General features: G+C 37.2%; 16 protein-coding genes. 3 read left to right on the top strand and 13 right to left on the bottom strand.

Annotation, left to right across the window (positions count from 1 at the left end; all coding sequences use genetic code 11):
* Positions 1–311: 311 nt before the first annotated feature.
* Complete coding sequence (locus tag PSF86_RS07545) at positions 312–3,131, bottom strand: gluzincin family metallopeptidase (RefSeq protein WP_277899449.1); 2,820 nt, start codon at positions 3,129–3,131, stop codon at positions 312–314.
* A 262-nt stretch (positions 3,132–3,393) separates the two neighbouring features.
* On the opposite strand from PSF86_RS07545, the gene PSF86_RS07540 reads away from it, so the two are divergent.
* Positions 3,394–3,924 carry a DinB family protein gene (locus PSF86_RS07540; RefSeq protein ID WP_277899448.1) on the top strand — a complete coding sequence of 177 codons (531 nt, stop codon included), beginning with the start codon at positions 3,394–3,396 and terminating at the stop codon, positions 3,922–3,924.
* 86 nt (positions 3,925–4,010) lie between these two features.
* Complete coding sequence (locus PSF86_RS07535; protein WP_277899610.1) at positions 4,011–4,559, top strand: type 1 glutamine amidotransferase domain-containing protein; 549 nt, start codon at positions 4,011–4,013, stop codon at positions 4,557–4,559.
* Between the two features lie 57 nt (positions 4,560–4,616).
* Here PSF86_RS07535 and PSF86_RS07530 read toward each other — a convergent pair whose 3' ends face one another.
* The 5 genes from PSF86_RS07530 to aroB all read right to left on the bottom strand — a co-directional run bounded on the left by PSF86_RS07530 (position 4,617) and on the right by aroB (position 9,599).
* Complete coding sequence (locus tag PSF86_RS07530) at positions 4,617–4,916, bottom strand: hypothetical protein (protein ID WP_277899447.1); 300 nt, start codon at positions 4,914–4,916, stop codon at positions 4,617–4,619.
* A gap of 71 nt (positions 4,917–4,987) precedes the next feature.
* Complete coding sequence (locus PSF86_RS07525) at positions 4,988–5,965, bottom strand: deoxyhypusine synthase family protein (RefSeq protein ID WP_277899446.1); 978 nt, start codon at positions 5,963–5,965, stop codon at positions 4,988–4,990.
* On the bottom strand, positions 5,952–6,839 hold the full coding sequence (speB, locus tag PSF86_RS07520; protein ID WP_277899445.1) for an agmatinase: 888 nt from the start codon (positions 6,837–6,839) through the stop codon (positions 5,952–5,954). The genes PSF86_RS07525 and speB overlap by 14 nt, the downstream gene beginning before the upstream one ends.
* Positions 6,832–8,232 (bottom strand): arginine decarboxylase, encoded by a 1,401-nt coding sequence (locus PSF86_RS07515; protein ID WP_277899444.1) that lies wholly within the window; start codon positions 8,230–8,232, stop codon positions 6,832–6,834. The genes speB and PSF86_RS07515 overlap by 8 nt, the downstream gene beginning before the upstream one ends.
* A gap of 296 nt (positions 8,233–8,528) precedes the next feature.
* Positions 8,529–9,599: a 3-dehydroquinate synthase gene (gene aroB / locus PSF86_RS07510; protein WP_277899443.1), complete on the bottom strand. Its 1,071-nt coding sequence runs from the start codon at positions 9,597–9,599 to the stop codon at positions 8,529–8,531.
* 105 nt (positions 9,600–9,704) lie between these two features.
* On the opposite strand from aroB, the gene PSF86_RS07505 reads away from it, so the two are divergent.
* Positions 9,705–10,871: a proline dehydrogenase family protein gene (locus PSF86_RS07505; protein ID WP_277899442.1), complete on the top strand. Its 1,167-nt coding sequence runs from the start codon at positions 9,705–9,707 to the stop codon at positions 10,869–10,871.
* A gap of 100 nt (positions 10,872–10,971) precedes the next feature.
* Here PSF86_RS07505 and PSF86_RS07500 read toward each other — a convergent pair whose 3' ends face one another.
* From PSF86_RS07500 to tsaE, 7 genes are all read right to left on the bottom strand, one after another.
* The gene (locus tag PSF86_RS07500; protein ID WP_277899441.1) at positions 10,972–11,364 is read right to left on the bottom strand and encodes a DUF4258 domain-containing protein; all 393 of its coding nucleotides are present in this window, start codon (positions 11,362–11,364) and stop codon (positions 10,972–10,974) included.
* 7 nt (positions 11,365–11,371) lie between these two features.
* Positions 11,372–12,571, bottom strand: coding sequence for an alanine dehydrogenase (locus PSF86_RS07495; protein WP_277899440.1), 1,200 nt, complete (start codon positions 12,569–12,571; stop codon positions 11,372–11,374).
* Positions 12,572–12,612: 41 nt separating this feature from the next.
* A complete protein-coding gene (locus PSF86_RS07490; RefSeq protein WP_277899439.1) occupies positions 12,613–13,152 on the bottom strand; it encodes a hypothetical protein in 540 nt (179 codons plus the stop codon).
* Between the two features lie 102 nt (positions 13,153–13,254).
* Positions 13,255–13,413, bottom strand: coding sequence for a hypothetical protein (locus tag PSF86_RS07485; protein ID WP_277899438.1), 159 nt, complete (start codon positions 13,411–13,413; stop codon positions 13,255–13,257).
* A 55-nt stretch (positions 13,414–13,468) separates the two neighbouring features.
* On the bottom strand, positions 13,469–13,627 hold the full coding sequence (locus tag PSF86_RS07480; RefSeq protein WP_277899437.1) for a hypothetical protein: 159 nt from the start codon (positions 13,625–13,627) through the stop codon (positions 13,469–13,471).
* 55 nt (positions 13,628–13,682) lie between these two features.
* Positions 13,683–13,841 (bottom strand): hypothetical protein, encoded by a 159-nt coding sequence (locus PSF86_RS07475; protein WP_277899436.1) that lies wholly within the window; start codon positions 13,839–13,841, stop codon positions 13,683–13,685.
* Between the two features lie 140 nt (positions 13,842–13,981).
* On the bottom strand, positions 13,982–14,389 hold the full coding sequence (gene tsaE, locus PSF86_RS07470; protein ID WP_277899435.1) for a tRNA (adenosine(37)-N6)-threonylcarbamoyltransferase complex ATPase subunit type 1 TsaE: 408 nt from the start codon (positions 14,387–14,389) through the stop codon (positions 13,982–13,984).
* Positions 14,390–14,685 lie beyond the last annotated feature (296 nt).

The following is a 14,685-nucleotide window of genomic DNA, read 5'->3' as shown; positions in this document are numbered from 1 at the left end:
TTTGCAATTAAAAAAAGGTCTTGTAAAATGCTAATTTTTCAATAATAATTGTTAAAACTGAATTTATCTTAATAAAAGCACTTGTTTGTATTGTTTTGATAGGGATTTGTTAAAGGTTTTGTGAGATTGTTGAAAAAGCAATTTGGATGAATATTTTTTAAATTTTTGCTGAAATATTTAGCAGAAACAAATAAATTATGAAGCTGCTTTTACATATTGTTCTTTGCAATGAATTTATTAACATAACGGTTAAGAACATGAATAACAATAAAGATAAGGATAAAGAAGGTTTAAATGTATTCAATACAATATCAAAACCATTTACGGGTGAATAAACCGATAAGTGTTTTTGGACTTAAGGTTACAATAAACCTAATTTTTTCGTCATATTGCGGTTGGGCTATTTCCCATCCGTTGTTGGAGTATATGGGGAAATAAAGTTCAAAATAATCGGTTACTAAATTGAGCCTAATTCCCGAATCGTAGACAAAACGGGCATCTTGGTTCATGTTTCGTATCATTCCAACATCGCCGTACATTTCTATCCATCTCCAAATATTAAAACTGGCATTGGTAGTTACTATCCAGTCGTTTGCATAGGGATTTTCCAATTTCGATTTAAAGCCGCCTTCGGCAATAATAAGTTGTTGGCTAAAAATCCCGGTATCTTCCGAACGCCCCAAATAATCGTAATCAAACAAATAATCGGTAGGCCTGTCCAGGGCATAACTAAAATAGTCTGAATTGGTCTGGTTGTAAATAAACTTGCCCGCAAAAAAACGGATGTTAAGTTGCCTGTTGTTTTGAAAGAGCTTGCGGTATTCCCAGTTAAAGGAAACTTTTGCAAAATCGCTGGCAATCTGGAAATCGGCAAACCACGACTTGTAATTTATTATGCCGTTATTGCCATATGCATACCTTACGTTAAATACACTGTAATCGGGGTCTGTGTCTATATTTGGAGAGTAGTCCCTGAGCACGTTTACAAAGCGCATGTTAAGGAGTTCCCGTTCGTTGGACCTTAAATCGTCGTTTCTAAACCGGAAGGTCAGGGAAGGCGTAATGGTGCTGTAACGAAGCCCATCGGCATAATGGAAAGACGACCCGGCCAGAAAAGCATCGATAAGGTACATATTGTCGTGGTTTACATATTTACGGAACCTAAGTGTGCCCGAACCAACAAGTGCATTTTCACCAAAGGCATACGATGGTTGAATGTCGTATATAAAAGGTTTTGCCAAGAACGTTTTGTTGTACAGGCGCATTCCCGGGGTTATGCCGTCGTAAATATTAAAACTAAGCACGGGCACATAAAAAATCTGGTTGTAGTATGGGTCTTCGGTATCTTTAAAAAATTGAAACTTTAATTTTCTATTGGTCGACAGGAAACCGTTTACAGACTTCCAGTTGTCCCTTTCGTTAAATTCCGGGATAACACGGTCGTAATTTAAAACCAAACGCTTTACGTCTTTTCTGGGCACGCTTACGGTCTCGCTATTTTTTATATCCTCATACCAGTTTTTAAATAAAACCGAGTCGTTTTTGTCTATTCCGTAGAGCGTAATGGGAACATTGGTGTGCCTCTTGTTTTTTAAGGTCACAAAAATAGAATCGTCCTTTTTTTTGAACTTTTTTATCTTAAAATCTATTTTTTTATTGGTAGCCACATAGGTATTAAAAAACCAATCGATGTTTTTTGGGGCATCCCTTTTTAAGAGTTTCTCAAAATCGTTGCTGTTTACATCGTTGCTATTGTAGGTGGTATAAAATTCCTTGATCTTTTTATCAATATAATTATTCCCTAAATAACTGTTTAAATAGGCCAGGCCAACGCCCGATTTATATTTGTTTGCTATCCTTTCGTTGAATTTTATAAGCGAATCCCGCTGGCTGGTTAGAGGCTGGTCAGAATATGTCCTGGCCATTAACATATATAAATACGGGTATTGATCGTTAAAGTCCATTTGCGCCATATGGAATGACCGAATGCCCCATATCTTGGACAATTTGCCCAATAGCTTCATATCTTTGTAAAAGGCATCAACATATTTCATCAATAAATAGGTTTCTATGCCATCTTTTACCCAGTTTTCCTTTCGGTTGTCGAGGTATAAAGTATTGTTGAGATATTCGTGCAAGGCTGTTTTTAGTATTTTCAACTCGTACTGGAATTCTTCTGGAAACGGCCGCAGGAACGAGGGTAACTGGTTAAGGCCGTACAAAGGGTTCTTTTTATAGTCTTCTTCTGTTATTAAAAGTTTTTTATGTGGGTAACTGCCAAGGGTGCTATCGATATATTTAATAACCCGTTCGGCAGAAATTGCCATGACAACTTTGCTAAGGTCCTTGCTTTCTACATTGGAAATAAGCTCAAAGGCTTCGTCTTTGTATATCGAAAAATTGTTTTCCTTTAAAAAATAAAGCTTAATGTCGCCCCTGTTATTTCCGGTAAGGTGCTTTATATATGTAAGGCCATCATCTTGGGTATCTGTAGTGTTTAAATCGGTAATTACATGGTATAGCTTCGGGTATTTAAACGCAATATCTATATCACGGTTAAGGATATTAAGGTCGTTTAAGCTCTTATTGCTGTAAAGCTCCCATCCATTATTATACAAGGCTGGGGTTATGTACCAATATCTTAGCTGGTATTCGTTTGTATCTGTAAACCCATAACCGGTAAATTGGGCACTTGGAAGCTTTATTTTGTACGAAAGCTTTAAAACATACTCTTTTCCGGGATATATGGGAAATTTTAATTGAACCTTTAAAATATCGTCTTCTTCAATCCTTTCCCATTTTAAAAAATCAAAATTTTTATCTGTTAAAGAAATTATATGGGTAGCGCCACGGTCTTCTTCTTTTGCAAGATGAAGGCTTTTGTTAAACTCTTCGGCAAAACGTTTGGCCAAAGCTGTATTTTTATTGGCATACGCATTGTTCCAATCGTATAGATATAAATTGTTAAGCGTGTCGCTGCTTGTATTTCGGTAGGTGATTTCCTGCTGAATGGCTATTTCGTGCGTTTCCGGCAACAAGGTAGCCTTAATGTGCTGACTGTTCTGAGAAAACAAAAATTGAGCAAGAAAAACTGCTGTAAGTAGGAGGTATATGCGAGACGGTTGCAACATTAACTTTATATTGAATTATATTTTTCCTTTTTATAGGATTTTTTGTACCCGACTTTTTTGTCGAAATGAATTGATATTATTTTTTTAATACTTCATATACTGGTCGAGGCGGTTAATTAAAATAGATTAAAGTTGAACCTTTTTACCATTCTTTTTTGTTTTGGTTGAGTTGCATACAATATTATGAAAAAAATAAAGAAACCAAATAGAATAATTAATTTTGAACGTAAATTAGTCTTTTTAACAAACAACTTAAATAGCCATGCACATTTCGACCCTAAAAACCATCGAGTACAATAATTTTTACCACAATTACATAAGAACGCTGGGCGAAGTATCTCTGTTGCCCGAATTAAAGGACCGCAAAGATTCCATCGTTGAAATAATGAACTCTATAACCGAGTTTGATTATGGGTATTCTTATGCGGAAGGAAAATGGACAGTCAAGCAGCTTTTGTTGCATATTGTTGACACAGAAAGGGTATTTCAATACCGCGCATTTACATTTGCAAGAGAAGAAGGAGCCATGTTGAAAGGATTTGAGCAAGATGTATATGTAGGCAACTCTGAAGCTTCAATGCGTACCAAAGAAAGTTTGATTAAAGAGTTTATTGCCGTGCGCGATAGTACCCTAAATTTATTTGAGTTTTTACCAGAAAATGCCTTTGAAAACAGTGGCCAGGTAGAAGGCGTTGCGATGAGCGTTAAAGCTGCCGGGTTTATTATATGTGGCCACCAAAAGCACCATGAAAATATTTTAAAGGACCGATATCTTCCTTTTATGAATGTTTAACAATAGGGGGGTGCTATTTTATAACTTCACTAACAGAGATTCTGTATACAAATGGCTAGCTTTAGAAGAACCATAAAAACAGAATTATTATGAAAAGGATTGCAATTTTAGCTACAAACGGATTTGAAGAATCCGAATTGGCCTCTCCATTGGATGCTATTGAAAAAGAAGGTTGGCAAGCAGATATCGTGAGCTTAAAGCCCGGTTCAATTAAAGGCTGGAAAGACGGTAACTGGGGAAAATCGTTTAATGTAACCCTAACGGTGGAAAAAGGGCTGGCAGATAATTACGATGCTTTGGTATTACCGGGTGGCGTAATGAACCCCGATACATTGCGGACTAATGAAAACGTGAAAAAATTTATTAGGAACTTTTTTAACCAGCATAAACCGGTTGCGGCCATTTGCCATGGCCCGTGGAGTTTAATAGACGCCGAAGTTGTGGAAGGTAGGACATTGACCTCTTATATGTCCATAAAAAAAGACTTGGAAAACGCAGGGGCCAATTGGGTAGATAAGGAAGTTGTTGTAGACGAAGGCTTGGTTACCAGCAGGCATCCAGACGATTTGCCGGCATTTAACAAAAAAATAATTGAAGAGGTTAAAGAAGGCAAACATGCCCAACAGCATGCTTAATAATAAAGCATAGTATAAAAAAAACCGCCTGAAATTTCAGGCGGTTTTTTAGTTTTATTAATCGTCGTCGTCTTCCTGTTCTTCCGGGATTTCGATATCGTTGCCCAGCGAATCGTCCGTTCCAAAATCGTCGTCATCGTCATCTTCAAATTTTTCCATGGTATTGGCTAGGCGGGTACTTACTTTTACAAGATAAATAGTGTCTTCTGTGCGCACTTCTACCGCTTCGACCGTTTCGTTGTTGGCGTTCTTGAATTTTATAATATCATCGTCGCCATATCCGTCAGGATACTTTTCTACTAGCATAGAAAGTATCTCATTGGTTAATTTTTTGTAATCTACAATTACGCGTCTCATATTGTTGATAATTAATGTAGGTTAGTATATTTTAAAAATAGATATTTTTTTGTTTTCTGAAACATTTTTAATTACATATCGAGAAGATATGCAAAAATTAACGGTGCCACAATGGTAGCATCAGATTCTATGATGAATTTTGGCGTATCGATGTCCAACTTACCCCATGTAATTTTTTCATTTGGCACAGCTCCGGAATACGACCCGTAACTGGTTGTAGAATCGGATATCTGGCAAAAGTAGCTCCAAAACGGAATGTCCTCCATTTCCATGTCTTGGTACAACATTGGCACCACACAAATAGGGAAATCTCCGGCAATTCCGCCTCCAATTTGGAAGAACCCAATTCCTTTATCAGAATTTTTTATGTACCAATCTGCCAAATAGCCCATATATTCAATACCGCTTTTCATGGTCGAGGCTTTCAATTCGCCTTTCATTACATAGGAAGCAAAGATATTCCCCATGGTACTATCTTCCCATCCGGGAACCACAATGGGTAAATTCTTTTCGGCGGCGGCATACATCCAGGAATCTTTTAGATCTATTTCGTAATATTCTTCCAAAACACCTGATAATAGCATTTTGTACATGTATTCATGCGGAAAATAACGCTCACCTTTTGCTTCGGTATCTTTCCAGATTTTAAAAATATGCTTTTGCAATCTCCTAAAAGCTTCTTCTTCGGGAATACACGTATCGGTAACCCTATTGAGGCCTTTTTCGAGCAATGCCCATTCTTCCTTTGGCGTAAGGTCTCTGTAATTGGGTACCCGCTTGTAATGAGAATGCGCCACCAAATTCATAATATCTTCTTCAAGGTTGGCACCTGTACACGATATAATTTGCACTTTGTCTTGACGGATCATTTCTGCAAAAATTTTCCCAAGTTCCCCGGTACTCATGGCCCCTGCCAGGGTTACCATCATTTTAGCGCCCCCGTTTAGTTGCGCTTCGTAGGCTTTTGCGGCATCTACAAGTGCTGCGGCATTAAAATGCAGGTAATATTTTTCTATAAAATTGGAGATGGCCCCTTTATGCTTCGTCATCGTCTTCTTGATTTTTTGTGTTTGTGTACTTAAATTTATATGCTAGCATTTTATAATACAACTTTGCGGCTAAAAAATCGGAAGATTTTTCGTCTTTATTGGGGCAAAGCTCTACAATGTCAAAACCAACTACGTTTTTCTTTTTGAAAACCTTTTTTAAATAATCCAGCGTTTCATACCACAGTAACCCGCCCGGTTCCGGGGTTCCGGTAGAGGGGAGGATGGAAGGGTCGAAGGCATCCAGGTCTATGGTAATAAACACATTTTCTGTCATTTGGTTAATGGAATCGTTTACCCATTCATCATCTTGGTTGATATCTTCGGCAAAATAGGTTTGTTCCTCGACCATATTAACGACTTCAGAAATATCCATACTTCTAATGCCTACTTGAATCAGTTTTGTGTGTTGGCTGGCTTCATATACGGCGCAGGCATGGTTGCATTTACTGCCTTCGTATTCTTCCCTGAGGTCGGCATGGGCATCTATCTGTAAAACGGTTAAATCGTCAAAACATTCATTAAAGGCCCTTATGGAGCCTATGGAAATAGAATGTTCGCCTCCAAAAAGGGTTACAAATTTATCTTGCTTGATATAGTTTTTTGCAATTTTGTGTACCGTATCCACCATTTTTTCAGGAGTGCTGTTCTCTGTAACGGGCGGTGCTAGGTAAACTCCCTTTTTGTAGGGTTCGCTACGCGTTTCAATATCAAAAAGTTCCATGTTCTCAGAAGCGTGTAAAAAGGCTTCGGGGCCTTTATCTGCTCCTTTTTGCCAAGTACTGGTTCCATCGTATGGTACAGGTATCAATACCACTTTAGCATCGTCTAGCCGAGCGTATTTATCTGGTATTCCTGCGTAATTTTTCTTATTCATCGTAACCTAAAATTTTTAAAAAGTCGTTTGCAGTTTGTTGTTCAGAAAAAAGTTTGGTCGTTATGTTTCCTTCATCGTCCTTGTCGATAAGGACATGTTTGGGCGATGGAATTAAACAGTGTTGTAAACCGCCAAATCCTCCAATGGTTTCTTGGTAGGCCCCAGTGTTGAAAAAGCCGATATACAAGGGTTTTGCCCTGCTGTATTTTGGCAGATAGATGGCGTTCATGTTTTGCTCGGAATTGTAATAATCGTCGCTATCGCACGTTAAACCACCCAATAATACCCTTTCGTACTCATCGTTCCAGCGGTTAATGGCAAGCATGATAAAACGCTTGCTTATGGCCCAACTATCGGGAAGGGTTGTAATGAAGGAAGAGTTTATCATGTTCCATTTTTCCCGGTCGTTTTGTTGTTTTTGGTACAGTACCTCGTAAATGGCACCGCCACTTTCGCCAACGGTAAAGCTGCCAAATTCCGTAAAAATATTCGGAACGGGAACTTCGGCCTCGTCGCAGGCGGTTTTTATTTGATAGATAATCTCGTTTACCATATATTCATAGTCGTACTCAAAAGCCAATGAATTTTTTATGGGGAAGCCGCCGCCAATATTCAATGAATCTACCGTTGGGCATATTTTCCTTAATTGAATGTAAACCTTTAAGCATTTTAAGAGCTCGTTCCAATAATAGGCCGTATCGCGAATTCCGGTATTGATAAAAAAGTGAAGCATTTTAAGTTTTACTTTTTTATTATCTTTGATCTCGCGATTGTAAAAAGGGACAATATTTTTATAACCAATGCCCAATCGGCTGGTATAAAATTCAAACTTCGGCTCTTCTTCCGATGCAATCCTGATACCCACGTTAAAAGACTCGTTTATGGCTTCGTCTAAAAGGTTGAGCTCTTCATAATTATCAATAATGGGAATGCATTTTTTATGCGAGCCATTTATAAGCTCGGCAATGTTTTCTATGTATTTATCTCTTTTAAAACCATTGCAAAGAATGTAATTGTTCTTGTTGATCTTGCCTTGGGCAATAAGGCTCTTTACAATGTCGATATCAAAAGCAGAAGAAGTCTCGATATGGATGTTGTTTTTCAACGCCTCGTTGAGCACGTGGCTAAAATGAGAGCTTTTTGTGCAATAACAATAATGGTAATTTCCTTGATAATTGTGTTTTTCAATGGCATTTTTAAACCAATATTGTGCTCTTTTTATATTGTTGGATATTTGTGGCAAATAGGTAAACTTTAACGGCGCTCCATATTTTTCTACCAGCCCCATAAGGTCGATATCATGAAATTTTAAATGGTCGTTATCGTCTAGTGTAAATTCTTCCTGTGGAAAATAATAAGTTTGATCTATAAGATCGAAATACTTCGTCTTCATAGTTGCTTTTTTGTAATATTAAAAAAATGATATTTATTTTAATTTAAATTTATGTTATAAATAGCATTTCTGTTCAAATACGCAAATAGGCAGGGAGATAAGCCATAGGTTGTACGGCCCTGTTTTTTATGATGGTTTTGGAAGCTAAATTTAAGAACCGAGACCTCGTTCTACGAGATACATGTAAATACGACTTCCTGATATTTACATACACGGAGTTTAAAAAACAACTCATTAAATTCTATAAAATACAGAAACAAAAGTCATTAAATTTTTTTAATACACAAGAAAAAAAATTAATTTTTATAGTATTCCAAAGATTTGATTATAAGGTCTTTGCTTGCTTGTATGTCCAGAACGGGTTTTGAAATGTCTTCCAAAAGGACAAAATTGATATTTCCATGCGCATTTTTCTTGTCGAATTTCATCAGCCCGATAATGGTTTCCATGTCGTCTGTGTTAATTTTAACCTTATCGAAATAATGAAGAAAAGTTGCTTTAATAGCGTTTAATTTATCTTCAGGAAATTTGGTGAGCTGGGCAGAAAGATAAGTTTCCATAATCATTCCAATGGCAATTGCTTCTCCGTGTAGCAAAGTTGTTTTATCTTCCGACTGTAGAAAGTACGATTCTATGGCATGCCCGAGCGTATGCCCGTAATTAAGTATTTTCCTCAAGTTGTTTTCGCGGGGGTCTTTGGTAACCACTTCATTTTTAATTACAACAGATCGATGGATAAGTGTATCGAGATCTTCTAGCGTTAACTGGTCCATGTTTTGTAACTGCTTCCAGTATGCTTCATCATAAATAAGGCCGTGTTTTAGCATTTCTGCCAGTCCGCTTCGGAGGTGGTTTTGCGGTAAAGTGCTTAAATATTCGGTATCTACTATAACCATGACCGGGTTGATGATAACGCCGACCTGATTTTTCAAAACACCTAAATCTACTCCCGTTTTTCCGCCTACCGACGCATCTACCATAGCCAAAAGCGTTGTGGGAATATTTAAAAAGTCGATCCCCCGCATATAGGTTGCGCCAACAAACCCGCCAAGGTCGGTTACCACGCCGCCGCCAAGGTTTATGAGCAACGACTTTCTGTCGCCGCCAAGATCGGATATTGCTTGCCAAACCTGGCTACAGGTCTCGATTTGCTTGTATTCTTCGCCAGATTGTATTTCTATAATTTCAATATCATATGCATTTTCCAGTTTCTCTAAAAAAGGGGGCAAACATTGGGCATGTGTGTTTTCGTCGACCAATAGAAAAACCTTTGAATAATTTTTAGTTTCCAAAAGTTGGTTTAATTTTTTGTATGCTTTATCGCCAAAATGTACTTGGCTGCCCGTGCCTGATATGGAATTTAACATTGAATTGAAAATAAATTTTTATTTGATAGCAAAATAACGGGTTTTTCATGTAAAAATGTAGATTTTCTAACAGTATATTTGCAAAAATTTATAGCGGTTTATTAAATGAAAAACTTTTTTGATAATACGGAGATCGCTTTTCAACTAAAAAGCGATTCTGAGCTCGAAAGAGCTTATTTTTTGTTTAAAATGATTGCCCACCAACCTTTGGTAAGAATTGGTACGGTCGTGACCAATTTTGCCATTAAGGCACATTTGCCCGTTGATGGTTTAATACGGGCAACAGTTTTCGATCATTTTTGTGGGGGCGTAAGCGAGCTGGATTGCATGAAAACGGTCGATGCACTGTATACCGCTGGGGTATGTTCTGTTTTGGATTATTCTGTTGAAGGGAAAGAAACCGAAGAACAATTTGATGCCGTGGTGGCGCGAACCTTAAAGCTTATTGATTTTGTTAACGAAAAAGAGGCTATCCCGTATGCTGTTTTTAAACCAACGGCCATGGGGCGTTTCGATCTTTATGTAAAAGTCGGTACCGGAGAAAAATTAACTTCAGAAGAAAAAGAAGAATGGGAAAGGATTGTGTTCCGTTTTGATACTGTTTGTAAGAAAGCATACGAGCTTAACGTGGCCTTGCTTATTGATGCAGAAGAAAGCTGGATGCAAATTGCCGCCGATGACATAGTTGAAGAAATGATGCGCAAGTACAACAAAGAAAAACCAGTTGTTTACAACACGCTTCAATTATATCGTTGGGACCGATTGGATTATTTAAAGGAATTGCACAAAAGGGCAAAAGAAGAAGGTTTTATCATCGGGATGAAGTTTGTTCGCGGTGCCTATATGGAAAAGGAAAACGACCGTGCCGAAGAAATGGGCTATGCAACGCCAATTTGTGCTTCCAAAAAGGAAACCGATGACAACTTTAACAATGCTGTTCATTATATAATGGAGCATCTTGATACCATGCACCTATTTTTAGGTACCCATAACGAAGACAGTACCATGCTGGTACTAAACATCATGGAGGAAAAAGGTATAGCCAAGAACGATTCTCGGGTATGGTTTGGCCAATTATATGGAATGAGCGACCATATAAGTTATAATTTGGCTCACAAAGCATACAATGTGGCCAAATATTTGCCGTTTGGACCAGTGCGCGACGTAATGCCATATTTAATTAGAAGGGCAGAAGAAAATACCTCGGTGGCAGGACAGACCACAAGGGAATTAAGCCTACTCTCTGCTGAAAGAAAACGAAGAAAATTATAGTTTTTTAGTAAAAAACATGCTGTTACGCCACAGATATTGCTTATTTGTGGCGTTTTTTTTATGCTTCTTCAAGATTTATATTTCATGAAACCTTAAAAAATCACTTTTTGTTAATACGGATGATTTCAGCCTGAAAACGGCAATTTTTCACAACAAGTTCAATGGGTTCGTTGTTCACCTTTCCATCAATAAAATAAGTGCTGCATTTTTCTTGGGAAAGATCCTGGGTCCTGTCGACTTCACTTTTGGAAAAATTTACTTTGCCATTTGTTAGTACCGAATCTATTTGTTCTTTTGAAATGGTGTTGTTGTCCAATAATTGTTGCATCATTGGGGAAAAATCTATTTTTTCTTGCGTTCTAATGGCTTTTAGGGTCCTACAATTTGGAAGGTAGCAAAACTCCGAGCGTTTTTCCCGAAAGAAATAAGCAAGAAATATTAGCCCGATGGCAAAACCTATAAGATAGAACCCGATTCTTTTTAATAAAGGCATAGTAATTTTAAAATATCAAAAGATTTATATCGCGGTGCGAGAGGTCAAACCACTCTGCAACCGACTTGCTCGTTAGAATTCCGTGGTAAAAATAAAGTCCGTTTCTCAGGCCTTTGTCAAAGCGGAGGGATTGTTCCAAACCGCCATCTTCACCAATTTTTAATAAATAAGGAGTAAAAATATTGCTCAGGGAAACCGAAGCGGTCCTGGCATACCGGGCAGGGATATTTGGCACAGAATAATGTATAACCCCATGTTTGATAAAGGTTGGCTTATCGTGCGAGGTAACTTCACTGGTTTCAATACATCCACCCATATCAATGCTTACATCTATAATTACGGCTCCTTTCTTCATGTTTTTAACCATGGTTTCGGTAACTACAATAGGTGCCCTATCTATTCCCCTTACCGCACCAATAAGCACATCGCAACGTTTAAGTGCTTTTAAAAGGTTTTTTGGCTGTAGGGTAGAGGTGTGCAAAGACCTGCCAAGGTTGTTTTGTATGCAACGCAGCCGGGTAATGGAATTGTCGAAAATTTTAATATTTGCGCCCAAGCCTATTGCAGACCTGGCGGCAAATTCCCCTACGGTGCCCGCACCAATTATTACAACATCAACAGGAGGTACCCCGGTTATATTCCCGAACATGAGTCCGTTACCGCTATTGGCGTTGGTCATAAGTTCGGCGGCTATTAAAACAGAAGCTGTTCCGGCAATTTCACTTAATGCCCTAACAGCGGGATAATTGCCGTCTTCATCTTTTATAAATTCAAATGCAAGGGCGGTAATTCTTTTTCCGGCAAGGATTTCAAAATATTTTTTGCTCCTGGTTTTTATTTGAAGCGCAGAAATAAGAATGGATTGCGGGTTTATCAGTTCTAATTCTTTTAAAGAAGGAGGCTCCACTTTTAAAATAATGGGGCAGGAGAATACTTTTTTTGTATCGGTGGTAATTTCTGCACCGGCCTCACTGTATTCGGCATCAGAATAATTAGCATCAAAACCGGCTTTAGACTCTATAATAACTCGATGACCATGGGCAGTGAGAGCGTTCACGGCGTCGGGGGTAAGGCAAACACGGTTTTCCTGATATGAAATTTCTTTAGGGATCCCAATAAATAACTCTCCCTTTTGCTTTAGCAATTCCAGGGTTTCCTCTTGAGGAATAAGTTCCTGTTTGGTAAACGGAGTATTAGGATACGACATATTTTCACTTAAAAGCTCAAAGGTAAATAAACTTTTTATGTCTAAAAGAATTTGTTTTCTTTTTTAGAGGATGTCTCTTTCTGTTGATATTCCTTTAGTTCTTTGTCAATTTTATCAAGGTCGATCCCGTGGACTATCTTGTCAAACAATTTAAGCCTGATAAGATATACAATAGGGATAACAATCATCATTACAGGAATAATATAGTATATTTCAAATTCGTCTACATATTTAACATCGGCATTAAGGGTACTAACCAATTGAAAAACGTACATGCTAATTGGAATGAGTATAACATGATACCACCAGTGTTTGCAGGTAAAGAACCATATAATAAGCAACATAAGGGGCACGAACTTGTTCATAAAGTTCCATGCAGCCATATATAAAGACGAATAATAAGAAGTACTAAAAGTGTACAGCTTAGTTTCCCATACTTGTTCTAGCGGAAAGCTTTCATATAAATAAAAGAGATATGGTGATATGGCTATAAAAAACGCTACCGCAGACCCTAAGCTTATGAGTTTGGCTCTCTCATTTTTATTGGTATCACTTTTTTTCGGTTTTAATTTAGTATTCACTTTTATAAAGATTTGGATATACACAAATTAAATGAATAAAAGAAATATACACAAATCTATATTTAACACAAATTTAATAAATCAAGAAGGGTATATGATTAATTACCCGTTAGGCGGCATTTCAATTTTAGTCTTATCAACCCCTTGGTGATTATTGTACAAGGCATCTTGGTCTGCAACACTGTCGTTTGAGCACGAAACAAGGGTGGAAGCTAGAAGCAATACGGCGAAAACAGAAAATATTATTTTTTTGAAAGACATGATATTAGGTTTTTTAGGTGAATAGTTAATTATAAGTCTGGATAAAACGTCCAAATTACCCGTTAGGCGGCATTTCAATTTTAGATTTATCGACCCCTTGGTGGTTATTGTACAAGGCATCTTGGTCTGCAACACTGTCGTTTGAGCATGAAACAAGGGTGGAAGCTAGAAGCAATACGGCGAAAACAGAAAACATTATTTTTTTGAAAGACATGATAGTAGTTTTTTTAGGTGAATAATTAATTATAAGTCTGGATAAAACGTCCAAATTACCCGTTAGGCGGCATTTCAATTTTAGACTTTTCAACTCCTTGGTGGGTGTCGTATAAAGAGTCTTCATCGGCAACACTATTTGGAGAGCATGAAACTAAAGAAATTGCTAAAAGGCACAAGGCCATTACAGAGAAAATAATTTTTTTGAAAGACATAGTAGAATGTTTTTTTGGTTTTTGTTGAGACAAACCTACCAAAAAAATAAATGCGGATAATAAAAATCTTCGCCGTATATTAGTAAGTTTTTAATATACAGCCTGTTTGGGGCTATGTTGCAGAATTCAAATATAGAATATTATTTTAGATTAACGGTTCTTTTACCGTTTAATTGTGTCTTTATATCGATAATTGTAACCTCATTAGGTAGTAATTCGGCTATCTTTTCGGGCCATTCAATCAGGCACCATGCTTGCTCGTGAAGATAATAATCTAATCCAATATTGTAAACTTCCTCAATGTTATTTATTCTGTAGAAATCAAAATGATAGATAGGGCCTTCTTCGCCTTCATATTCGTTTACTATAGAAAAAGTCGGGCTTGAAACATTGTCTTTGCTCCCTAATTCTTTTACAATTTCTTTAATGAGCGTTGTTTTTCCAACCCCCATCTCACCATTAAACAAAAGAATTTTGCTCTGTGAATTGTCAATGATTTTTTTTGCTATGGCGGTTATATCGCTTAGGCTGTATTCGGCTTCAAGCATATTGAAAAATTTGTTCAAATTTAATAAACCTAATTATTTAATAAGCCAAATTTATGAAGATGGGTGTATTTACATTACTAAATTTGTATATTGACTACAACTGTTTAAATTAATATATTCGAAACTTGAACAATAAAAGTAAACGATTTCTTCTTTATGAAGGGATAATAATATTTGGTATTATACTATCTTCTTTTATGATTTATGCCCACGTTTTATGCCCCGAAAAAGAAAGATGGGTAACTATGCTGTTTGATATTTCAATAATCCATTATCAAACTGTTCAAATGTATTGT

This window comes from Galbibacter pacificus (genome assembly GCF_029603165.1).
GTDB classification, from domain to species: Bacteria; Bacteroidota; Bacteroidia; order Flavobacteriales; family Flavobacteriaceae; genus Galbibacter; species Galbibacter pacificus.
This window is presented reverse-complemented; position numbering and strand designations above follow the sequence as displayed.

Excerpts from the sequence above, each read along its gene's own strand:
- PSF86_RS07545 (WP_277899449.1), bottom strand. The coding sequence starts at position 3,131 with ATGTTGCAACCGTCTCGCATATACCTCCTACTTACAGCAGTTTTTCTT.
- PSF86_RS07540 (WP_277899448.1), top strand. The coding sequence starts at position 3,394 with ATGCACATTTCGACCCTAAAAACCATCGAGTACAATAATTTTTACCAC.
- PSF86_RS07530 (WP_277899447.1), bottom strand. The coding sequence starts at position 4,916 with ATGAGACGCGTAATTGTAGATTACAAAAAATTAACCAATGAGATACTT.
- PSF86_RS07525 (WP_277899446.1), bottom strand. The coding sequence starts at position 5,965 with ATGACGAAGCATAAAGGGGCCATCTCCAATTTTATAGAAAAATATTAC.
- speB (WP_277899445.1), bottom strand. The coding sequence starts at position 6,839 with ATGAATAAGAAAAATTACGCAGGAATACCAGATAAATACGCTCGGCTA.
- PSF86_RS07515 (WP_277899444.1), bottom strand. The coding sequence starts at position 8,232 with ATGAAGACGAAGTATTTCGATCTTATAGATCAAACTTATTATTTTCCA.
- aroB (WP_277899443.1), bottom strand. The coding sequence starts at position 9,599 with ATGTTAAATTCCATATCAGGCACGGGCAGCCAAGTACATTTTGGCGAT.
- PSF86_RS07505 (WP_277899442.1), top strand. The coding sequence starts at position 9,705 with ATGAAAAACTTTTTTGATAATACGGAGATCGCTTTTCAACTAAAAAGC.
- PSF86_RS07500 (WP_277899441.1), bottom strand. The coding sequence starts at position 11,364 with ATGCCTTTATTAAAAAGAATCGGGTTCTATCTTATAGGTTTTGCCATC.
- PSF86_RS07495 (WP_277899440.1), bottom strand. The coding sequence starts at position 12,571 with ATGTCGTATCCTAATACTCCGTTTACCAAACAGGAACTTATTCCTCAA.
- PSF86_RS07485 (WP_277899438.1), bottom strand. The coding sequence starts at position 13,413 with ATGTCTTTCAAAAAAATAATATTTTCTGTTTTCGCCGTATTGCTTCTA.
- PSF86_RS07480 (WP_277899437.1), bottom strand. The coding sequence starts at position 13,627 with ATGTCTTTCAAAAAAATAATGTTTTCTGTTTTCGCCGTATTGCTTCTA.
- PSF86_RS07475 (WP_277899436.1), bottom strand. The coding sequence starts at position 13,841 with ATGTCTTTCAAAAAAATTATTTTCTCTGTAATGGCCTTGTGCCTTTTA.
- tsaE (WP_277899435.1), bottom strand. The coding sequence starts at position 14,389 with ATGCTTGAAGCCGAATACAGCCTAAGCGATATAACCGCCATAGCAAAA.